18 protein-coding genes are annotated in these 19584 nt (G+C 42.9%); 5 read left to right on the plus strand and 13 right to left on the minus strand.

Going from position 1 to position 19584, the window contains the following annotated elements; genetic code table 11:
* Positions 1-162: 162 nt before the first annotated feature.
* From J7I96_RS19085 to J7I96_RS19100, 4 genes are all read right to left on the minus strand, one after another.
* Positions 163-1548, minus strand: a complete 1386-nt coding sequence (locus tag J7I96_RS19085) for a protoporphyrinogen oxidase (RefSeq protein ID WP_214774719.1) — start codon at positions 1546-1548, stop codon at positions 163-165.
* Between the two features lie 179 nt (positions 1549-1727).
* On the minus strand, positions 1728-2240 hold the full coding sequence (locus J7I96_RS19090; protein WP_214774717.1) for a GNAT family N-acetyltransferase: 513 nt from the start codon (positions 2238-2240) through the stop codon (positions 1728-1730).
* Positions 2241-2361: 121 nt separating this feature from the next.
* Positions 2362-4395 carry a Na+/H+ antiporter gene (locus J7I96_RS19095; protein WP_214774715.1) on the minus strand — a complete coding sequence of 678 codons (2034 nt, stop codon included), beginning with the start codon at positions 4393-4395 and terminating at the stop codon, positions 2362-2364.
* 233 nt (positions 4396-4628) lie between these two features.
* Positions 4629-5519 carry a diacylglycerol/lipid kinase family protein gene (locus J7I96_RS19100; RefSeq protein WP_214774713.1) on the minus strand — a complete coding sequence of 297 codons (891 nt, stop codon included), beginning with the start codon at positions 5517-5519 and terminating at the stop codon, positions 4629-4631.
* 479 nt (positions 5520-5998) lie between these two features.
* On the opposite strand from J7I96_RS19100, the gene yhfH (J7I96_RS28460) reads away from it, so the two are divergent.
* Genes yhfH (J7I96_RS28460) through yhfH (J7I96_RS19120) form a run of 5 tightly spaced genes read left to right on the plus strand, consistent with a single transcriptional unit; the run spans position 5999 to position 6818 of the window.
* Positions 5999-6133, plus strand: a complete 135-nt coding sequence (gene yhfH, locus J7I96_RS28460) for a protein YhfH (RefSeq protein ID WP_258249957.1) — start codon at positions 5999-6001, stop codon at positions 6131-6133.
* Positions 6134-6176: 43 nt separating this feature from the next.
* Positions 6177-6314: a protein YhfH gene (gene yhfH / locus J7I96_RS19105; protein ID WP_082162914.1), complete on the plus strand. Its 138-nt coding sequence runs from the start codon at positions 6177-6179 to the stop codon at positions 6312-6314.
* 29 nt (positions 6315-6343) lie between these two features.
* Positions 6344-6481 (plus strand): protein YhfH, encoded by a 138-nt coding sequence (gene yhfH / locus J7I96_RS19110; protein WP_076372630.1) that lies wholly within the window; start codon positions 6344-6346, stop codon positions 6479-6481.
* 30 nt (positions 6482-6511) lie between these two features.
* Positions 6512-6649, plus strand: coding sequence for a protein YhfH (gene yhfH / locus J7I96_RS19115; RefSeq protein WP_082201097.1), 138 nt, complete (start codon positions 6512-6514; stop codon positions 6647-6649).
* A 28-nt stretch (positions 6650-6677) separates the two neighbouring features.
* Positions 6678-6818, plus strand: coding sequence for a protein YhfH (gene yhfH, locus J7I96_RS19120; RefSeq protein ID WP_082352252.1), 141 nt, complete (start codon positions 6678-6680; stop codon positions 6816-6818).
* A gap of 124 nt (positions 6819-6942) precedes the next feature.
* Here the strand turns inward: yhfH (J7I96_RS19120) and J7I96_RS19125 are convergent, their stop codons facing one another.
* From J7I96_RS19125 to J7I96_RS19165, 9 genes are all read right to left on the minus strand, one after another.
* A complete protein-coding gene (locus J7I96_RS19125; RefSeq protein ID WP_214774711.1) occupies positions 6943-8577 on the minus strand; it encodes a PucR family transcriptional regulator in 1635 nt (544 codons plus the stop codon).
* Positions 8578-8734: 157 nt separating this feature from the next.
* Positions 8735-8953, minus strand: coding sequence for a hypothetical protein (locus J7I96_RS19130; protein WP_214774709.1), 219 nt, complete (start codon positions 8951-8953; stop codon positions 8735-8737).
* A gap of 16 nt (positions 8954-8969) precedes the next feature.
* Positions 8970-10454: an NCS1 family transporter gene (locus J7I96_RS19135; protein ID WP_214774707.1), complete on the minus strand. Its 1485-nt coding sequence runs from the start codon at positions 10452-10454 to the stop codon at positions 8970-8972.
* A gap of 44 nt (positions 10455-10498) precedes the next feature.
* A complete protein-coding gene (gene hydA / locus J7I96_RS19140; RefSeq protein ID WP_214774705.1) occupies positions 10499-11917 on the minus strand; it encodes a dihydropyrimidinase in 1419 nt (472 codons plus the stop codon).
* Between the two features lie 13 nt (positions 11918-11930).
* Positions 11931-13217 carry an NAD-dependent dihydropyrimidine dehydrogenase subunit PreA gene (gene preA / locus J7I96_RS19145; RefSeq protein ID WP_214774703.1) on the minus strand — a complete coding sequence of 429 codons (1287 nt, stop codon included), beginning with the start codon at positions 13215-13217 and terminating at the stop codon, positions 11931-11933.
* A 27-nt stretch (positions 13218-13244) separates the two neighbouring features.
* Positions 13245-14603, minus strand: a complete 1359-nt coding sequence (locus J7I96_RS19150) for an NAD(P)-dependent oxidoreductase (protein WP_396020120.1) — start codon at positions 14601-14603, stop codon at positions 13245-13247.
* A gap of 711 nt (positions 14604-15314) precedes the next feature.
* Positions 15315-16580, minus strand: coding sequence for a GTPase HflX (gene hflX, locus J7I96_RS19155; RefSeq protein WP_214774698.1), 1266 nt, complete (start codon positions 16578-16580; stop codon positions 15315-15317).
* 263 nt (positions 16581-16843) lie between these two features.
* On the minus strand, positions 16844-18967 hold the full coding sequence (locus J7I96_RS19160) for a heavy metal translocating P-type ATPase (protein WP_214774696.1): 2124 nt from the start codon (positions 18965-18967) through the stop codon (positions 16844-16846).
* Complete coding sequence (locus tag J7I96_RS19165) at positions 18960-19331, minus strand: ArsR/SmtB family transcription factor (RefSeq protein ID WP_214774694.1); 372 nt, start codon at positions 19329-19331, stop codon at positions 18960-18962. The genes J7I96_RS19160 and J7I96_RS19165 overlap by 8 nt, the downstream gene beginning before the upstream one ends.
* Between the last annotated feature and the right edge of the window lie 253 nt (positions 19332-19584).

Consider the following 19584-nt stretch of genomic DNA (forward strand, 5'->3'; position numbering starts at 1 on the left):
CCTCAATCGGTTTACTTATAGTAAACACATAGTAGATAAAGTTTTATATAAGTAAACTTTCAGTTTAATTTTACGAATATCATTATACAGTAAATGCCGGAAACTTCAAACGGAATTTCCGGCATTCATTAAAAAAAGGACTGCCGCCTGGCAGTCCCCCTTTTACAACTTCAGACATATCTCTTCCGCTTTCTTTTCCCCATCAGCTATACAATCAGGGATTCCGACTCCATTGTATGAACAGCCCGCAAGTAAAACATTCGGATATTTCTCGGAGATTTTCGCCTCCAGTGATTGAACGATTTGAGGATGTTTAATATGGTAGTTCGGCATATTTTCCTGCCATTTCGTCACTTCACTCGTAATTGGATTCCCTGAAATGCTTAGACTGTTCTTAATGTCGAGTAAAGCCACGGAGATCAATTCCTGGTTTGTAAGGGACTGTAATCGTTCATAGTCCGGACCAGAGCTTTTATAAAAAAGCCTCACCAAAAGCTGACTGTCTTCTGAAGTATGCTCCCATTTACGGCTTGTCCAGGTGCATGCATTACAGATCAAATCACTATTATCGCCTGCAATGAAACCTGTCCCGTCTTTAGGAAGCATGCTATCCGGGATATCGAATCCTAGATAAACGCTAATCATCGAACTATTGATCAAACCGTTGAAGTCCTCATCCAACTCCCGATCCCCCAATAATTTCTGGGCAATTGTATGCGGTGTACTCAATACGATAAAGTCCGTTTCCAGCGTTTCACCGTTTGCCAATGAAATGATGTACGACTCATCATTTTTTTCGACTTTATCTACACTGACCCCTTTTAATATCTCGACCATATCGAGGCTTTCCTCTATTCTTTCCACCAATGTTGACAAGCCATTTTTAAACGAAAGGAACTTCTTATTCCCCTTGCTTTTGTATTTCTGCTTATTTTCCGATAGACCTCGAATTATACTGCCATATTCATTTTTATAATCCAGCATCTCCGGAAGTGTTTTGGCAATGGTCAATTCATTTAATTTTCCTGAGTAAACACCTGATAGGACAGGCGATATCTGCTTTTGCACCAATTCCTTGCCTAAGAAACTTTCAAGAAATAAACCGATGGAGTCATTCTTCGTAAATGTCTCATTTTTTGTGTAGAAATCCTTTAAGGCGTCGACCTTCCCTTGAGCGGAAACCAGATCACTTTTGGCCAGTGACTCCAGGCTCATTGGTATTCCGAATAGGGCATCTTCGGGGATTCCCTTCAGCATCCCATCTGTATGAATGAATGATTTTCCCGTCGCGTTATAGACGACTTGGTCCTCCAGGTTCAATTCTTTAAGAAATGGCTGTATATTCTGTTTCCTGGCGACGATCGAATCGGCACCCGCTTCAATTTTAAAAGGACCATCGTGCACAGTCCTTATTTTACCGCCTAGTTCCTCATTTCCTTCTATTAATATTAATCGTACGGAGAGACTCCTCGCTTTAACTGTCTTTTGTAAATAATACATGGTTGATAAACCGGTAATGCCTCCACCTACGACTACGACTGTTTTCATTAGGACTACACCTCGATTAAGATTTTGCAATAAGTAAAGTGTACCATAAGGCAGCAGCATTATTAAAAGCAGCCCTTCTAAAATCATCGGTTACATAATGAAACCTGTAACAAATTGGACAAAAAAAGACCTCCCCTTTTGGAAAAGTCCACTTGCCAATTTTATTTGTTATTCCTCCCTTATTCGATATCCTTGTTCCCCATATCCAATCTATATTCCATTATCTCCATCAACCCGCTTCTGCCTTCCTTCTGAATGCCTGTATCCTTAAACCCCGATTTCGCATAAAGCGTTTTTGCATTCACGTTCATGACGTCCACTGCCAGAATGATCGAATCCTTGTTTGGAAAAATCCCTTTTGCGAATTCTGGAAGGCTTTGCAAGGCTTTCTTCGCAATCCCTTTTCCCTGATGTTTTTGATCAACAAGAAATCCCCTGAGCAATATCGCTTTTTTATCGCTGGTGAAAGGGGTGATGTTTTCGCCAATGTGTAAAACGAAAAAGCCAACTGGGATATCATTGGCCAATATTACGAAAGGGTACCTGTCGCAATCTTCCCGGCAATATTTCAGTGACTCTTCCGGCAGTGCTGAAAAAGGGGTTTGTGTATTCGGTAAATAAAACTGGGAAAGCTGGTGAAGGTGTTCCGGTATATAAGGCGTTAAAGTTATGGTCTCGATTTCCTTTTCCATTACTCACACTCTCTTTCATTAATATTCAATACATTAATGATTCGATGCCCCGTCCGATATTCCCTTCACAAACGAGAAGGAGCACTGCTGAATATAAATCGGCAGTGCTCCTTCCGTAAAATCAATGTGTATTTTCATTGATTGTCAATGCTTCCCGTAAATTGATTTGCTGGCGGAGTATGTTGGCAACATCACGGGAGATTTGTCGTTTTTCAAACATATCTTGCACTTCGTCCCGTTCTGCCTGGATTGCTTTATAGAACAGTTCTCTTTCATACTCAGCCATTTTATTAGGGGTACGGCCTCTGTTCTCACGTTTGCATTTTAAAATCAACACTTTATACTCTTCTATGATCATCGAGGATGTCTTATGATTATCGGCTGTAATTCCGGCCTGTATCTCTTGGATGGCGGCTTTATACATCCTGATTTTAAGATCCCTGACCTTTTCTAATCTCTTAAGATTGATTTTTCTTATTTCACTTTTATTAGGGAAAAATAATTTTAAAACCCTCAGCATACTTCTCCTGAACAGCGTTACTGACCTAAAAAAACGGAACTTCAATCGATTGGTTACGGCACCTTCCATACGCTGGATGTATTCCTTGCATATATACGCCGTCTCCCGGTCCACTTTTTCATCCTTAATAAGTTTATCCAGGAATCTTTGCTCTGCTTCAAGTGCCTTGAAGCGAAGCTCCTTCTCTTCTTCCCTTAATGCAGCCGGTTCTTTCTCCTGTTCTACATAGGACAGTTCATTGATCTTGGTACAATACCTGGAAATGATCGACAAAGCAGCTTCCCGGTTTTCATCTGTCATTTGGGACTCAATCACCCGAATAGCGGCTTGATGTGAGTGGATGGCCGCAACTTTTGTTTTGTCAGCCTGTTTATCCACCACTTCCTCTTCTTCCGAATGTGCCACGATTGGCAGGAATACACTCGCAACAATCAGTGTCAGCAATATGACACCTGCTGCAATGAAAATGATTAACGAACGCTCAGGAAAAGGACTTCCATCTGCCAACACATATGGAATCGAGAACGAACCCGCTAACGTTACAGCTCCACGAACACCGGAAATGGTAATGATCCCGGCCGCTTTGAAGTCCGGTTTTTGGGCTCCCGCTTTTTTCGTCATCCAGCCAATCGACCAGGCAGCCGTAAGCCAAATGAATCGTAAAGCGAAAAGGAAAAGTGTAATGATCACGATATAAAGGATCACTTGTCCATTATTGAAGGCTGGATCTTGAAAGATCGTTTTCGCAACGCTTGGGATTTGCAAGCCAAGCAAAACGAATACAAGACCATTCAATACATATAAAATGACGGACCATGTACTCTTTGAAACAACTTGAAGTTCCACTGTTGGTGAAATTTCCCGATCTCGTTCAATGGCATGGACAATTCCCCCAGCCACGACTGCCAAAATCCCAGAAAGGTGGAAATGTTCCACAGCGAGGAAAATAATAAAAGGAGTCAGGATTTGGATAAGCATATGCATCGTGACATCTTCCATCCCTAAACGGCGAAGAAATACGCGAAGCCTGATAATGATGAAAGCTATTACCGCCCCACCTACAAACCCACCAATTGCAATCCATATGAAACTGAAGGTTGCGTCGACTAAGGAGAAAACACCAGTGACTGTAGCTGCAACGGCAAACTTAAAGGCAACTAAGCCTGAGGCATCATTCATCAGCCCTTCGCCTTCGAGAAGGTGCATGATGCTCTTCGGCAATTTGACCCGACTCGCCAAAGCGCTTACTGCCACTACATCCGTAGGTGACAAAATGGCGGCCAAAGCGAACGCTGCCGGCAATGGTATCGAAGGGATCATCCAATTAATTAAATATCCGCCTGCCCAAACCGTTATGAATACGAGGCCCAGTGCAAGCATCAGAATGGGTGCTCTCAACTTCCACAGTGCTGTTCGGGGTACATTTTTGCCATCATTGAACAATAGGGGGGCGATGAATAATAGCAAAAATAATTCCGTCTCCATCTCAACATGCATACCCAGGGGTAAAAGTGCCAATATGACACCGAGTGCTATTTGTATTAATGGTACAGGAATAAAGGGTATAAAATGGTTAATTACATTAGACACTCCAATCAATATTAGAAGGGCTAATATAACAAGAAAAAACTCCATACAAACATCAAACTTCCTCTCTCATCTATAATCATAACTATAAGCGTAACATATTTATACCCAGTCAATCATGCATTAACTATTCTAACCTGGAATCCTTCTGAATAATGATACCTTTTATCAAAAGCGAAGGAGTTTACATTGTTTACGATGAACAACCGCAAAGAAAAAGCTGATCGGCTAAACCATGATCAGCTTTTCCCACATGATGAATGAAGTGGGGACTAAACGACTCATTTAGTTCCAGGGACGAATAGACGAATGTGTTTATGCAGTACATTTGCCTGGAAAGGAAGAAGAAAGCCTTCATCGCCATCGATATTGACTGCAAGTTCCTCTGACGTGGTTAAATGGAGCTTGGATGTTTTAATATATTCAACTTCGTCATTCCCCATGATCTCCCCCCTGATCAAACTGGGAATGATCTTGACGATGAGAGGAAGAGATAAATCCTTAATGATGAATGTGTGCAGCTTTCCATCATTCACTTCCGCCTCTGGTGCAAGTTGTTCAAAACCGCCGACAGAGTTAGTCATGGTTGCAATTAGTAAATGGGCCTCCCCCATCCACTTCCCGTGATCATGTACAACCGTTAAAGGAAACGGAGTCTTTTTAATGATCGCTTTTGCTCCTTCAATGAAATAGGCAAAAGATCCAAGACGGGTTTTTTGTTCAACGGAAACATTATAGGTGGCCTCCGCGATTGCCCCTACGGCCAACACATTCATGAAGTAACGGTCATTGATCTTCCCTATATCCGATTCCTTAATATGCATATCCTTAAATATCTCGATGGCTGCATTGGGATTCAGTGGTATTCCCAAAGACCTGGCGAAATCATTGATGGTTCCTAGTGGAATGATCCCGAAGATAGGCCGATGCTGCTGCTCGCCCAAGCCATTCACTATCTCGTTCACCGTTCCATCACCACCCATGGAAATGACAGCATCGAATCTTTCTGCACAGGCCTCCTTTGCAAAACCCGTCGCATCCCCCTCTCCTTCCGTTTTACGAACGCATACCTCATCAAAAAGTTCCCCTAGTGCCTTTTCCGCTTTCGGCAAAATCTTCCCTGCCTTTTCCTTGCCTGAAGATGGATTGACGATAATCATCGCTTTCGACATATGCTACCCCCCATTATTGTACTTCTACTAGCAAGTTACCTCTTTACTGAAGTATTAAAACCATACAGACAGGAACTTACATATAATCGCCGCCGTTTGGATATTGCCGACATTTTAGAACAAGCACTTTTATGTTACATCGACTGTGAAACAAGCATTCAATAATCACACAACTCCCTGTTTCCCATCTGTTATATTAATGCCCCACTCAACACATTGAAAATTGTTTGTCCGCTTCACTCCCCCATTGTTTTTTCGTTTTATAAAAAGCATTATTTCCTTCATTTCCTACTTGCAATGGAGAAAAATAAAAAAATATACAGATGATAAATCCCTTTCCAATGGGATTTTCACACTATGGCTGAAAAAAATTTCAAATTTTCTGTAAAATACCTATACATTTTCCAAATTCGGGTATATACTGTATTATAACAACAGACAAACATCAAAAACTGTACTATAAAGAAGGGGAGCGAGACATGCAAGCAAATCAATCAGATTTACTCATAATCGATTCATTTAAACATTGCCCGGAATGTGGTGAAACACATGTGGACCATTCAAATTCCTATCTGATGGAATGCGATCGCTGCCTTTCCAAACGTGAAGAATAAAGTGACAGGAAAATATATCCAATGTTAAAAGGAGGAAATCATCATGCAAATGAAAAAATCCATTGAGTTTTTTAACAATATACCTGCTAAACATTGCCCTGAGTGCGGTGACCATATTATCGAGCATGCTGAATCCTACTTAATGGAATGTGACCGCTGCCTTTCCAGACGCGAAGACTGATTAAAGCGAATCAAAAAGGAGGAACCATCATGCAAACTATAAATCCACTGGAATTCTTCAGGACACTGCCGCCTAAACAATGTTCGGAGTGCGGAACCCATATCACTGAACAAGCTGAATCTTACTTGATGGAATGTGACCACTGCCTTTCCAAACGCGAAGACTGATTAAAACCAAATCAAAAAGGAGGAACCATCATGCAAACCAAAAACCCACTGGAATTCTTCAGGACACTGCCGCCTAAACAATGTTCGGAATGCGGGACCCATATCATTGAACAAGCTGAATCCTATCTCTTGGAATGTGACCGCTGCCTTTCCAAACACGAAGACTGATTAAACCAAATCATAAGGAGGAATCATCATGCAAACCAAAAACCCATTGGAATTCTTCAGGACACTGCCGCCTAAACAATGTGCAGAATGCGGGACCCATATCATTGAACAAGCTGAATCCTACCTCTTGGAGTGTGACCGCTGCCTTTCCAAAAAAGATGAATATTAATAAAGAATGCTGACATCAAGGAGCTATATAGGCCATTTTGATGTCAGCATTAACCTTGTTATCTGCCTCCCTTTTGCATTCAAAAAAGGATGTCCCCTGGACACCCTTCAGTCTTACTATCTTTTCATCTCCCAATATATTTATCTACATATTTCCCACTGACCTTCCTGCTGCTGTATTGTAAGAAGTCCAATGCAAAAATCATGAATTCAAGGCCCAGACGCTTATCGGAACGCATAAAATCAGAACCTAGCAGTTTCTCCAATTTTTCAAGCCTATGATATAACGTTTGCCGGACAATGAATAATTGTTTTGATGTTTCCTGTTTAGAACCGTTACAGGCAAGGTATGTCTTCAGGGTAGGCATTAGCTCTCCATTGTATTGCTTGTCGTATTCAATGACAGGACCTAAATATTCATATACCGTTTCCTCCAGATTGCCATGTTTATTTATGAGTGAAATCATGCGATGCATATGTAAGTCCTGATAAAAGAAGCTCCTGTCATCCTCTGGTAACGTATCCTGAAGCAGCAAGGTCTCACGGGCCGTTTCATAACTTTTATAAATCTCACTTAACCTTTGAACATGCTTACCAAAACCAATGGAAAGCAGCCCCATACGATTACGCCCGCTTACATCCATTTTCATGATTCGATCCACCGCGCTTGTAACCCTTGATTTCCAATCTTCGGATGAACGATTATCACCTAAAATAAAAACAAGATGCTGATGTATTTCCATGGAGAATATCTGAAAGCCGTACTGTTCAAAAACAGTTCTGAACATGATCTTAAAATAGGTTCCATCTAATTTTGCGGAATTCTTATTATACTTTGGGTGTTGTTTGCAAATGCAAACAATTCCGCCATCCAACTGCATTTTCGGATCAATATAGGAAAGCCTTTCCCGGATTGCTTCGTCACTATATTCACCTTCAATCCAATTTGTAAGCCATATACTTTCTTCCGACATTTTCTTTTCTTCTATATATAACTCCCTTAATAGATGCTGTGCCAATGCGGTAGCCGTTCGATCCAAAATCAATGAATCAAAATCCGTCAACTCCCTGTCGTTGCTGCAAATGAGCAGTTCAGCATAATTTTCACCGAGCACTTGAATCGGCTGTCCAAGAACGGTTTTATCCAATTTCCGCTTCTCTTCATATATGTCCGCTACCATTTGATAGGTTGTTTTTTTCTTAATTTTTGGAATGGTGGCTATATCATTTTCATTAAAGATAAGAATAACCTGTACATTTAAATAGCTGTGGAGAAATTTTAGAATTGGTTCATAATGGTCAATTTCGAGGAGATTTTTATTTAACTGCTGTGAGTAGTTCTCTAAGTTGGAGATCATCTGATATTGTTTATTGATGATAAGGGAATGTATATCCTGCGTGATTTCCACGAAAGGGACTTCTTCATGAAATAGGATGATAGGGAATTGCCGTTCATTAGCGAGATCGATGGCACATTGCGGCACTGCCATCGTGTTGGCGCCAATCTCTATACAGAGTCCAGCTGCCTCGCATTCTATTAACTGTCTTAAGTAGGATAGAAAAGTGTCATCGCAGTCTTTCCACCCTAAACCGGTAGTCAGTATCAGTTCGTTTCCATTTAACAAATGGCTGATTTGGGTGACCTCCATGCAGTGGACCCACTTCACTTGACGCTTTATCCCACTGCTGCCCGCAATTATATCCGTCAGATTAAAATGCTTGCGTGTTAGAATTTCCTCGATTGTAATCGATGTATTCATCCAACCACATCCTTTTATAAAACTGCTTTAAAATCTATTATAAACGGACAACCCTTAAATCTCCAGACACTTGTCAGAAAATCTAACGTCAAAATTCTACAAAAAACTCGACCAAAAAGGACCCATTCGTGAGGAATAGGCCCGGTCCATAACTATTTCAATTCAATTTTTTTTTTAAAAGCAATGTAGAGAAGTATTTCCTTCCTTCCGGGGTTTTGATGTTCAATTGCTTCCATTCCTGCTTCGTTCCTTCAATCAGTTCAAAATCGAGAAAGGCTCCACTTAAACTTTCGGAAACCCGGGTGATTCGATATCCTCTTTCAAGCAAAAAATCGATTTGTTCCCTTTCTAAGCGATATTCTTGATATTCGGACATTTCCATTCCCCCTTTTTCAAACGTTCTCCTTGCCGGTCGAAGCCGTAAAAACCATCTCTTCGTCAAGTTCTGGACCTTTCCCGATTATCCAATCCCTTCCAACTGAAATGCCTAAATATTTCTCATCGCTCGGATCGATGATTTCAGCTTGTTCATACCGCTTGAACCACCAATATTTAGCTAATATAAAATAACTTGCACCGCCGAGAAGGAAACCGATAATAAACGAATAATTTGAAAATATCGTTGCACCGATTCCTCCAATCACCCAAGAAATGATTCCTGCCCAATTCACTCCATTCAAGTACTTATACTGGCCTTCACTTTCATAGAGTTCTTGTACATTCACTCTCCGTTTACGAAGGAAATAGTAATCCGCTACCAGGATGCCGACAATGGATGCCAGGATTCCACCTATTATTAATAAAACTTCTATTATGATGCCAAACAGGCTCCATGGCTGAACGACTATCCCAATAACCCCGGCTACAACGACTCCCGCCCAAAATGGCATTTTAGGACCCAAGACATTGGAGAAAATGGTAGCTGCGGGAACGACATTGGCCGTGGTATTCGTCGACCATTGAGCAAATACGATCATGATCAAAAGGACGCCGAGGGCAATTCCGCTTGCTGATCCCTGTATGGCAACTACAGGATCATAATTGGAAACAGCCATATAAGAAACCGCTCCGATAATCACCATGAACGTCTGGGTGATGGGATAGGTGATAATATTCCCAATTATTTGCCCCTTATTGCGCTTGAACCAGTTTTTTTCATTTTTTGGTGCCTTAATATAGCGGGAAAGCGTGGGCATATCTGCAGTCAACGTGCCCCAAAATCCCATATTTGCCATAATGACGACCATGAAGGCCGTTGCGGCAGCCCCGCCAGTGACCGGACTCTCAATCCAGGACCATACCTCCCTTCCTTGGGCCACAGCCTGATCGGACAGGGTGAAATACATCCAGCCAGAAATTAAAATGATGACGGGCGCCGCCAAATCGGCGAATCGTTCAATCGACTTTATTCCCATTGCCGTGTTGACTAATTGTAAAACGGCAAAAATGAGGAAGCAGATAAACCAATTATCAAAGTCAAAAAGAGTGGTAAAGATAGCGTTCATTGCAGTGGCTCCAAAGTAAGTATTGAGGCCGAACCAGCATGACGCTACAAAACCGCGTACAACCGAAGGGATGTGGGTGCCAATCGTACCGAACGGCGCCCTCATATAGACTGGGAATGATATTCCATGTTCAACACCGATATCCCCTGTCATTGTCATCAAAAAGCCGAGAACCACACAGGCAATGACCGTTGCAAGAACGACCCAGCCTAAGGACAAACTTTGAACACCGTTCCCACCTATCGCGAAGGCGGCCAATACTACAGCCATGCCCACCCAAATGAAACCAAATCCGGCTGCACTTATGTTTTTCTCACTATGGGGTATAGGCAGCAAATCGGGAGACTTTAAATAATCTTTCTTCTCACTCATAAAAATCCCCCTAAATTAATTTGCAAGATTCCTTACCGAAGTTTTTAGACTGTAAGCTTTTTCCCGGTATCCGGCGTCAGCGCCGCATTATATTTTGCCCGTTTCAAAAATTGCCCTTTTCCAGCTTCGCCTACAAATTGCTTGTCTTTAATGACGAATTGACCTCTCGATAAAACGGAAACCGGTTCACCCTTAATTTCCATACCCTCAAACGCATTATAATCCACCGCCATGTGATGAGTATCTACAGAAATGGATCTTTCAACTTTCGGGTCAAAAATGACAATATCTGCATCCGAGCCTACTGCAATCGTCCCTTTCTTAGGGAATAATCCAAATAGTTTGGCAGCACGCGTAGAGGTCATGTCGACGAATTGATTCAAGGTAATGCGCTCTTTCATGACCCCTTCAGAAAAGAGGATGCTCATGCGGTCCTCAATCGTTGGGCCGCCGTTCGGTATTTTCGTGAAATCTTCACGTCCAAGTTCCTTCTGTCCCTTAAAATCAAAAGAGCATTGATCGGAGCCGATCGTTTGCAGCTGCCCCGTTTTCAAAGCATTCCATAGCACTTCCTGGTTTTTCTTCTCCCTTAACGGCGGGGACCATACATACTTAGATCCTTCAAAATGGGGCTTTTCAAGATATGACTGGTCAAGAACCAAATATTGCGGACAAGTCTCACCCCAAATATCCACCCCTTTATTTCTTGCCTCAGTGATCTTTTCAACCGCCTCTTCACAGGTGACATGAACGACATAGAGCTGGCCATTTGCCATTTCCGTCAGTTTAGCTGCACGTCCAGTTGCTTCCCCTTCAAGCTCCGGCGGTCTTGTCAGTGCATGGTAAATTGGATCGGTGTTACCTTCAGCAAGCGCCTGCTTTGTAAGATAATCGATGACATCACCATTTTCAGCATGAACCATGACAAGTGCGCCAAGTTCCTTCGCTTGCAGCAAAGTGCGGTATAGCGTGGCATCATCCGCTTGAAAAACATTCTTGTAAGCCATGAACACTTTAAAGGAGGAAATTCCTTCATTATCGATGATACTTGGCAACTCAGCCAATACATCATCATTAATCTCACTGATCATTAAATGAAAACCATAGTCTATGGCCGCTTTTTCATTGGCCTTTTCATGCCATGTTTCAATTGCTTTCTTTAAAGGCACCCCTTTTTCGGTCAGACAAAAATCGATGATCGTTGTCGTGCCTCCATACGCAGCAGCGATTGTACCCGTTTCATAATCATCCTTTGTCGTTGTCCCGCCAAACGGCATATCAAGGTGGGTATGCGGATCAATGCCCCCCGGAAAAATATATGCGCCTTTTGCATCAATGATTTCAGCCCCCTCAGCCGTCAGGCCCTTGCCAATCATTGCAATCTTCTCATTTTCAATCAATATATCCGCTTGATACGTATCCGCAGCCGTTGCAATCGTTCCATTTTTAATAAGTTTCTTCATTTCGACCCCTCCATCATTTTACGAAATCAACACTTTCACTGCTTATGCCCCCAAGGAACGATTGGCGTTCATTCCACGTCATTGGCGGTAATTCATTTGTCAATTCGATCATATCGATCGCCCCATCGACCGGACAGACGATCGAGCAAAGATTACAGCCTACGCAATCCTCTTCGCGCACTCTTAAGAATGAGCTGCCTGACGTGTCCTTTAACATATCAATACATTGATGAGATGTATCTTCACACGCAATATGGCATTTATTGCAGTTAATGCACACATCATTATTAATGCGCGCAACGACCTTATAATTAAGATCTAAGTTCCCCCAGTCGGAATAGCGCGGTACGGACTTACCGACAATATCCATCACGGAGGATATCCCTTTTTCATCAAGATAATTGGACAGGCCATCGATCAAGTCTTCAACTATTCTAAAACCGTGATGCATGGCAGCCGTACAAATTTGCACTCCAGTCGAACCCATCAGCAAAAATTCCACCGTATCCTGCCAATTTGAAATGCCTCCAATTCCCGAAATGGGAACATTGATCATTTTATTCCTTGCACACTCTGCCACCATATTCAAAGCAATCGGCTTCACAGCGGGACCGCAATACCCTCCGTGAGCACCCTTGCCGCCTACATGTGGAATCGTATTCCATGAATGGATATCCACTCCTGCCAAGCTGTTGATCGTATTGATCATGCTTATTGCATCCGCCCCGCCGCGCACCGCCGCTTCAGCCGTAACCGTAATGTCGGTTATATTGGGCGTAAGCTTGACGATGACGGGTTTGGATGCAGCTTCCTTCGCCCAGTATGTTTGCTTTTCAACCAGTTCGGGAACCTGTCCCGAAGCAGCTCCCATCCCACGCTCTGCCATACCGTGCGGGCAGCCAAAGTTCAACTCGTAACCATCGACCCCTACATCTTCTATGCGTTTGATGATCTCATGCCACTTTTCCTGTTGTGGCTCCACCATCACCGATGCAATGATTGCATGACCAGGGAACCTCTTCTTCGTTTCATATATTTCTTTCAGATTCACTTCCAGCGGACGGTCCGTTATCAATTCTATATTGTTGAACCCGGCAACTCTTTGTCCATTAAAACTGACCGCTGCAAAACGTGATGAGACATTCAGGATGGGTTCACCCAAAGTCTTCCAAACTGCTCCTCCCCAGCCAGCTTCAAATGCACGCTGAACTTGATAACCCGAATTAGTAGGTGGTGCTGAAGCAAGCCAAAAAGGATTGGGAGATTTAATACCCGCAAGATCAATTGATAAATCAGCCATGATAAGCCTCCTAATTTTCATAGTTATTTAAGCAATATCCACCGCTTCGCCCATCAAAATCGAGTCAATTTCATAGGCTGTCTTTTTCCCTTGCTGGGCAGCTGATACAACCATTGCCTCACCTTGGCCTTTTCCGAAGATCACGTCACCGCACGCAAAGATCTTTTCATTCGATGTCCTGTAGGAATCACCCTCCAATGTTACGATGCCATCATCATGTTGAATGCCGAACTGTTCAATCAATCCTACATACCTGGATTGGCCTATGGCACGAATGACGCCATCGACCGGTATGACGAACTCTGATCCGGTAATTTGGACTGGACGGCGCCGGCCATCTTCACCTGCATCGCTAAGCACCATTTTTACGCACTCGATACCCGTTACCTGACCGCTATCATCCGATAGGATCCTGGAAGGGGCAGTTAGCCAGTGAAACCCGACACCTTCTTGTTTGGCAAACTCATATTCAAAATCATAGGCAGTCATTTCCTTTTGGGTACGACGATAAATAATGCTCACCTGTTCGGCGCCCAGGCGAATAGAGCAGGTCGCGGCATCGATCGCCGTGTTTCCAGCCCCAATCACCGCCATCTTCTTCCCAATGAATTTATCAGTGATTGTCCCTGTTTTCGTTGCCTTTACGAACTCGATTGCATCATAAACTTCAGCCAAATCCTCCCCTTCAATCCCAAGCTTAGGGACATCGGACATGCCTATCGCTAAAATGACCGCATCATGGTCGGCAGTCAGCTGATTTGCGGAAACATCCACTCCGACCCGTGTATTCGTTTTAATATCAACATCCAAACTCTTTACTTGTTCTACTTCCCAATAAGAAATGCTCTGAGGTAAACGGAACGATACAATTCCGTAAGTATTTAACCCGCCTGGATTCTTTTCAGCTTCGAAAATGGTTACACTGTAGCCAAGCAAGGCTAACTCCCTTGCTGCAGACAAGCCTGCCGGACCGCTTCCTACAATGGCAACTTTTTTGCCATTCTTTTCCCCGGCCTTGAATAGGGCTTGTTTATTTTGGATGGCCCAATCTGTGGAATAACGCTGGAGATTGCCGATCATGATCGGCTTTGTAGAATGGTTCAGGACACATGCCCCCTCACATAACTCTTCAGTCGGACATACCCGCGCACAGCTGGCACCGACAGGATTGGCCGTCATGATTGTCCTGGCCGACCCTTTAAAATTACCTGAAGCTATCTTCTTGATAAAACCGGGAATGTCTATTCCGGTCGGACAGGCTTGGATACATGGGGCATCATAGCAGTATAAACATCGATTCGATTCTTCAAAAGCTTCCCTTGGGGATAATCCCCTCTCCGCTTCCTGAAAGTTAATCTCTAGACCACCTTTTAACGGGCTCGTCATACTCATCCACTATTTCTCCTTCCAAACATTTATTTTTGAAAAATAAAAAGGGAGGAATTGCGTGCATTCTCTCTACTATCCTCATATTTAAACGATTGAAAGCATTGCCAACATGGTTTCCATCAATTTAATCACCTAACAGGTCATGGCGATTTCCCAGCCAAAAGTCTCTCATTTTGTTTACTATTTTCTCTCTCATTCTCTCACTGGTCACGCCTCGGACCCTGCTTCCTTCTATCACAAAAGCCCCCCCTACTAATCTTAAAAACTCAAATCCTGATGATAAATCGGAGAATTGAGTATTATTTATTCTATAATGTTAAAAAGCAAGATACATTATACAAAGTGTAAAGTATTTCCAGACATTGAATTTGCAATATGTAATATTCATGTTATATTTCCTAACAATAAGTGATAAACCTCGTCATTTTTCTACATCCAAACTTACTTTTCATCATACTTACTGATATTTTTGACTGACTTATTCCGATTACCTGCTTATCAACACTTTGTCCACATAAAAAAAAGCCCAGAAACGAAAATCTTGGTTTCCTGGGTCTTTTCACTTTTATCCACAACTTATTCACATATCATATAGCGTTATTCTCTTTGTTTTTGCAGAACAGAGGCATTTAACCAAAAGTTATCCACATTAACGAATCGACTTTTCCACTTATCAACAACCCATTAACAAATTATCAACAGGAAGGTTCATTCCGGATGTATAACGTATCGTTTATATTTCTCATAATCCGTTTTCTTGCACTCAAGCTTTAATCGATATCCGATTGCCTCATATTCCGTTTCCGTTATATGTCCATTTTCATTGAAATAAGAAACAAGCTGCCCTTGATCAAATGGAATCAGCATTTCACAGTGAGTATAGTCGACAAAAATATGCTTGCGAATTTGATTTATCAGTTCCTCGATGCCAACTTTGTTTTTTGCTGACATATATACAGAGCCACGATTCACCTGAGGGATATCCAACTCGGTAAGGTCCGCTTTATTATACGCAAAGATCGTCGGAATCCCTTTAATGCCTATATCGTTTAAAGTCTTTTCCGTTATCTCCATTTGCTGCTCATGATTAGGATTGGAAAAATCAACAACATGAATCAACAGATCTGCTTCTACCACTTCTTCCAATGTGGATCGGAATGCTTTCACTAGATGATGCGGCAATTTAGACACAAATCCCACCGTATCCGTCAATAAGAATTCCTTTTTATCCGGCAGCGGAATGTTTCGGACTGACGTCTCAAGCGTAGCGAACAGCATATCCTTCTCCAGCACCTGCTTCTCGGCATTTGGATGGAACATCTCAATCAGTGCATTCATGATCGAAGATTTACCAGCATTGGTATAACCGACTAAGGATACGACAGGGACTGCATTCTTTTTCCGCTGTTTCCTCTGCGTTTGCCTGTGTGCAACAAGGTCTTCCAGTTCTTTATTCAAGACACTTATATTTTCCTCGATCCTCCTGCGGTCAAGCTCTAACTGCTTTTCACCTGCACCTTTGTTTGTACCGACCCCGCCGCTCTGACGCCCTAATGACTCCCTTAAACCAACGAGACGCGGGAGCATATATTGCAGCTTTGCCACTTCTACTTGAAGCTGTGCTTCCTTCGTTTTCGCCCGATGCGCGAAAATATCCAGAATCAAGATTGTCCGGTCAATCACCTTGCAATCCATGTCCCTCTCCAGATTACGAAGCTGCGAAGGAGAGAGCTGGTCATTAAAAATGACGACATTAGCTTCTTTATGCTCAACGAGATTTTTCACTTCCTCGATCTTCCCCGTACCGATAAAATGTGATGAGTTCACCCGATGCAAATTTTGTGTGATGGTTCCTGCAACCTCTACGTCACATGCTTCCGTTAAATTGGCCAATTCCTCCATCGAATACTCAAAATCCTTTGAACCGTTGAGATTGACTCCAACCAAGATTGCCCTCTGCTGTAATTCCATCATTTCAAATCCCTTCCGTACATACTTACTCCCTATATTATACTTAAACAAACTGTCATGCCGCCTAAAAGCCAGCCACATTGTAGCCATACCAGACATCGCTTGCATAACGGTTGCTGCCCTTAGCAAAATGTTTTTATTGGACTTCCATTTACTAAAAGATAAAATTAAACAAAATTTTGCAAAGTTTCACATGAAACAATTGGAAAGCCCAAAATAAAAGCTCCCTGGTGCACCTTAAGATGCACCAGGGAGCCCATATTATTCTATTCTTTTATTCTCAATAACCTAAGGCTGTTCAATGTAACTAATAACGTCGCACCCATGTCGGCAAATATCGCCATCCAAAGTGTTAACCAGCCCGGCGCTATCAATAATAAGGCCAGGACTTTAATCACCAATGAGAACGTGATATTCTGCTTAATGATTTTTAATGTTTTGCGGCTTAAGCGGATTGTATAAGGCAGCTTCGATAAGTCATCTCCCATTAAGGCAATATCGGCTGTTTCCAGGGCCGTATCCGTGCCCGCCCCTCCCATTGCGATTCCTACCGTGGAAGCTGCCAATGCCGGAGCATCATTGACACCATCGCCTACCATGGCCACTCGATCGTATTTTTGTTTCCATCGTTTGATGATGGTCAATTTATCCTGCGGCAATAGCTCCGCCTCAATCTCATGAACGCCAGCTGCCGCTCCAATCGCTTTTGCCGTTCCGATATTATCGCCAGTCAGCATGATCGTTTTTTCAATTCCCAAAGCATGCAGTTTCCTAATGGCTTCCTTACTGCTTTCCCTTATTTCATCAGACACCGCGATGAGTGCCAGGAGCTTTACTTGATCGCCAAGCACCATCACCGTTTTCCCAGCATTTTGATAGCCGCTGATTAATTTAAGCACATCATCAGAGAAAACGAAACCTGCCTCTTCCACAAAAAGGTGGGGTTTACCAATGTAATAGATTTCTTGATTAATTTTCCCTTTTATCCCTTTACCGGTAATCGCAGTAAAATCCTCTACCAATAAAGAAGGATAGTCCACATCGCAGGTTTCCGCCTTTTGAAGAATGGCCGTGGCAAGGGGATGCTGTGATCTGCTTTCTAAAGCAGCGGCGATGGCCAGCACTTCCTGTTCATTCAACACATCAGATAACATTTTGAAATCGGTCACCTCAGGTACGCCCTTTGTTAAAGTACCCGTTTTATCAAACGCGATCGCCTTTAAGGCTCCCGCTTCCTCCAAATGGACCCCGCCTTTAATCAGCACACCATGTTTCGCAGCATTTCCGATTGCTGTCACGATGGCGATGGGCGTAGAAATGACCAAAGCACACGGACAGCCGACAACCAGAACAGCCAATCCCCGATAAATCCATTCACTCCAATCCCCGTTCATCACGATCGGCGGTAATACCGCAATGGCCAGGGCAATGAGCATGATGGCCGGCGTATAAAATTTCGCGAATTTATCCACGAAGGCTTGGGAAGGAGCCTTTTCGGCCTGTGCTTCTTCAACAAGGTGGATGATTTTTGCAATCGTCGTATCCTCGACCCGCTTCGTGACCTCCACTTCGAGCAGCCCTTCACCATTTAAGGTTCCGGCAAAAACTTCACCCTCAACCGTTTTAAAAACCGGCTCTGATTCACCAGTAATGGCTGCCTGATTAAGTGTCGAGGCGCCCTTTATGATCCGGCCATCCATTGCAAGCTTTTGACCAGGTTTAACGATCATGATGTCGCCCACTTCAATCTCGTCAACAGCAACCATCATTTCATGATGCCCTCTGCGGATCAAAGCTTCTTTAGGTGCGATGTTCATTAATGATTCGATGGAATTACGTGCTTTATCCATCGAATATTTTTCCAATGCTTCACTTATCGCAAATAGAATGACGACGGTCGCACCCTCGCCCCATTCACCAAGCACGGCCGCCCCGATAATGGCTACCGTCATAAGGGTGTGCATATCAAAGCGAAGCCGTACAAGGTTTTTCAAACCATTGGCAAATAATGAATATCCTCCAACTATGATTGCAGCCGCATAACCGAATACCGGCATGATGTTTCCATCAGCATATCGATTATCCAATATCCAGCTGACCAGCAATAAGATAACCGAAAACAACACTTTAATATTTTCCTTTTGCTTCCAAAACGGTTCTTTTTGAGTTACCTGTTCCTGTTCACCGCGGATCTTCAGGTTATCGAAAGCTCCCGCCTTTTCAATCTGTTCAATGGTCGTGCTGCCCTGTACCGATATCTTCGAGGCGCCAAAGTTGATTTTGGCATCCTTCACACCCTCTAGTTCACGGACATTGTTCTCGAATTTAGCCGCACAATTCGTGCAGGATAGACCCTGGATACGATATGTTTTCATTGGGGATTCAGCCATCGACCCTTACCTCCTGCTGATGTTCTAATGCAATGAGAATCAATTGCTTAATATGGTGATCATCCAAAGAATAAAAAGCCAACTTACCTTCTTTTCGATATTTTACGATTGCATGTTTATAAAGGGTACGAAGATGATGTGACGTCGTCGCCATCGAAGCACCAATGATATTGGCCAGATCGCACACACACAATTCCTCGTCCGTACAGAGCGCATAAGCTACCTTCGCCCTATTTTCATCGCCTATAACCTTAAACAGCTTCGACATGCTGGATATATCCACCTGGCCCATTTCCTCTTGAATGCGATTGACCTTCACTTCATCATGCAGGTGAACATCACATATATCTTTCAGTTCCGTCATCTTCTCACACCTCTCATTCAAATGTTCGTTTGATTATAATATAACATAATTCCCTGAATATTCAAATCCATATTTGAATGATAAGAATCTTTTCCCCTTCCCAAAGTTAATGAAAGTGCCCATATGTTTTTATATGTGGGCCATCGTTTTTTTGTTTCCCTTTTTGCTTACAAAAAAGTCATACTCTCCTCTTCCTGATCTTCAGGCGAAAAAAAAAGAAGCGACATAAATTCCTTTACGCCCCTTCAATCAG

Source organism: Bacillus sp. ISL-78, assembly GCF_018613455.1.
GTDB lineage: Bacteria > Bacillota > Bacilli > Bacillales > DSM-1321 > Peribacillus > Peribacillus frigoritolerans.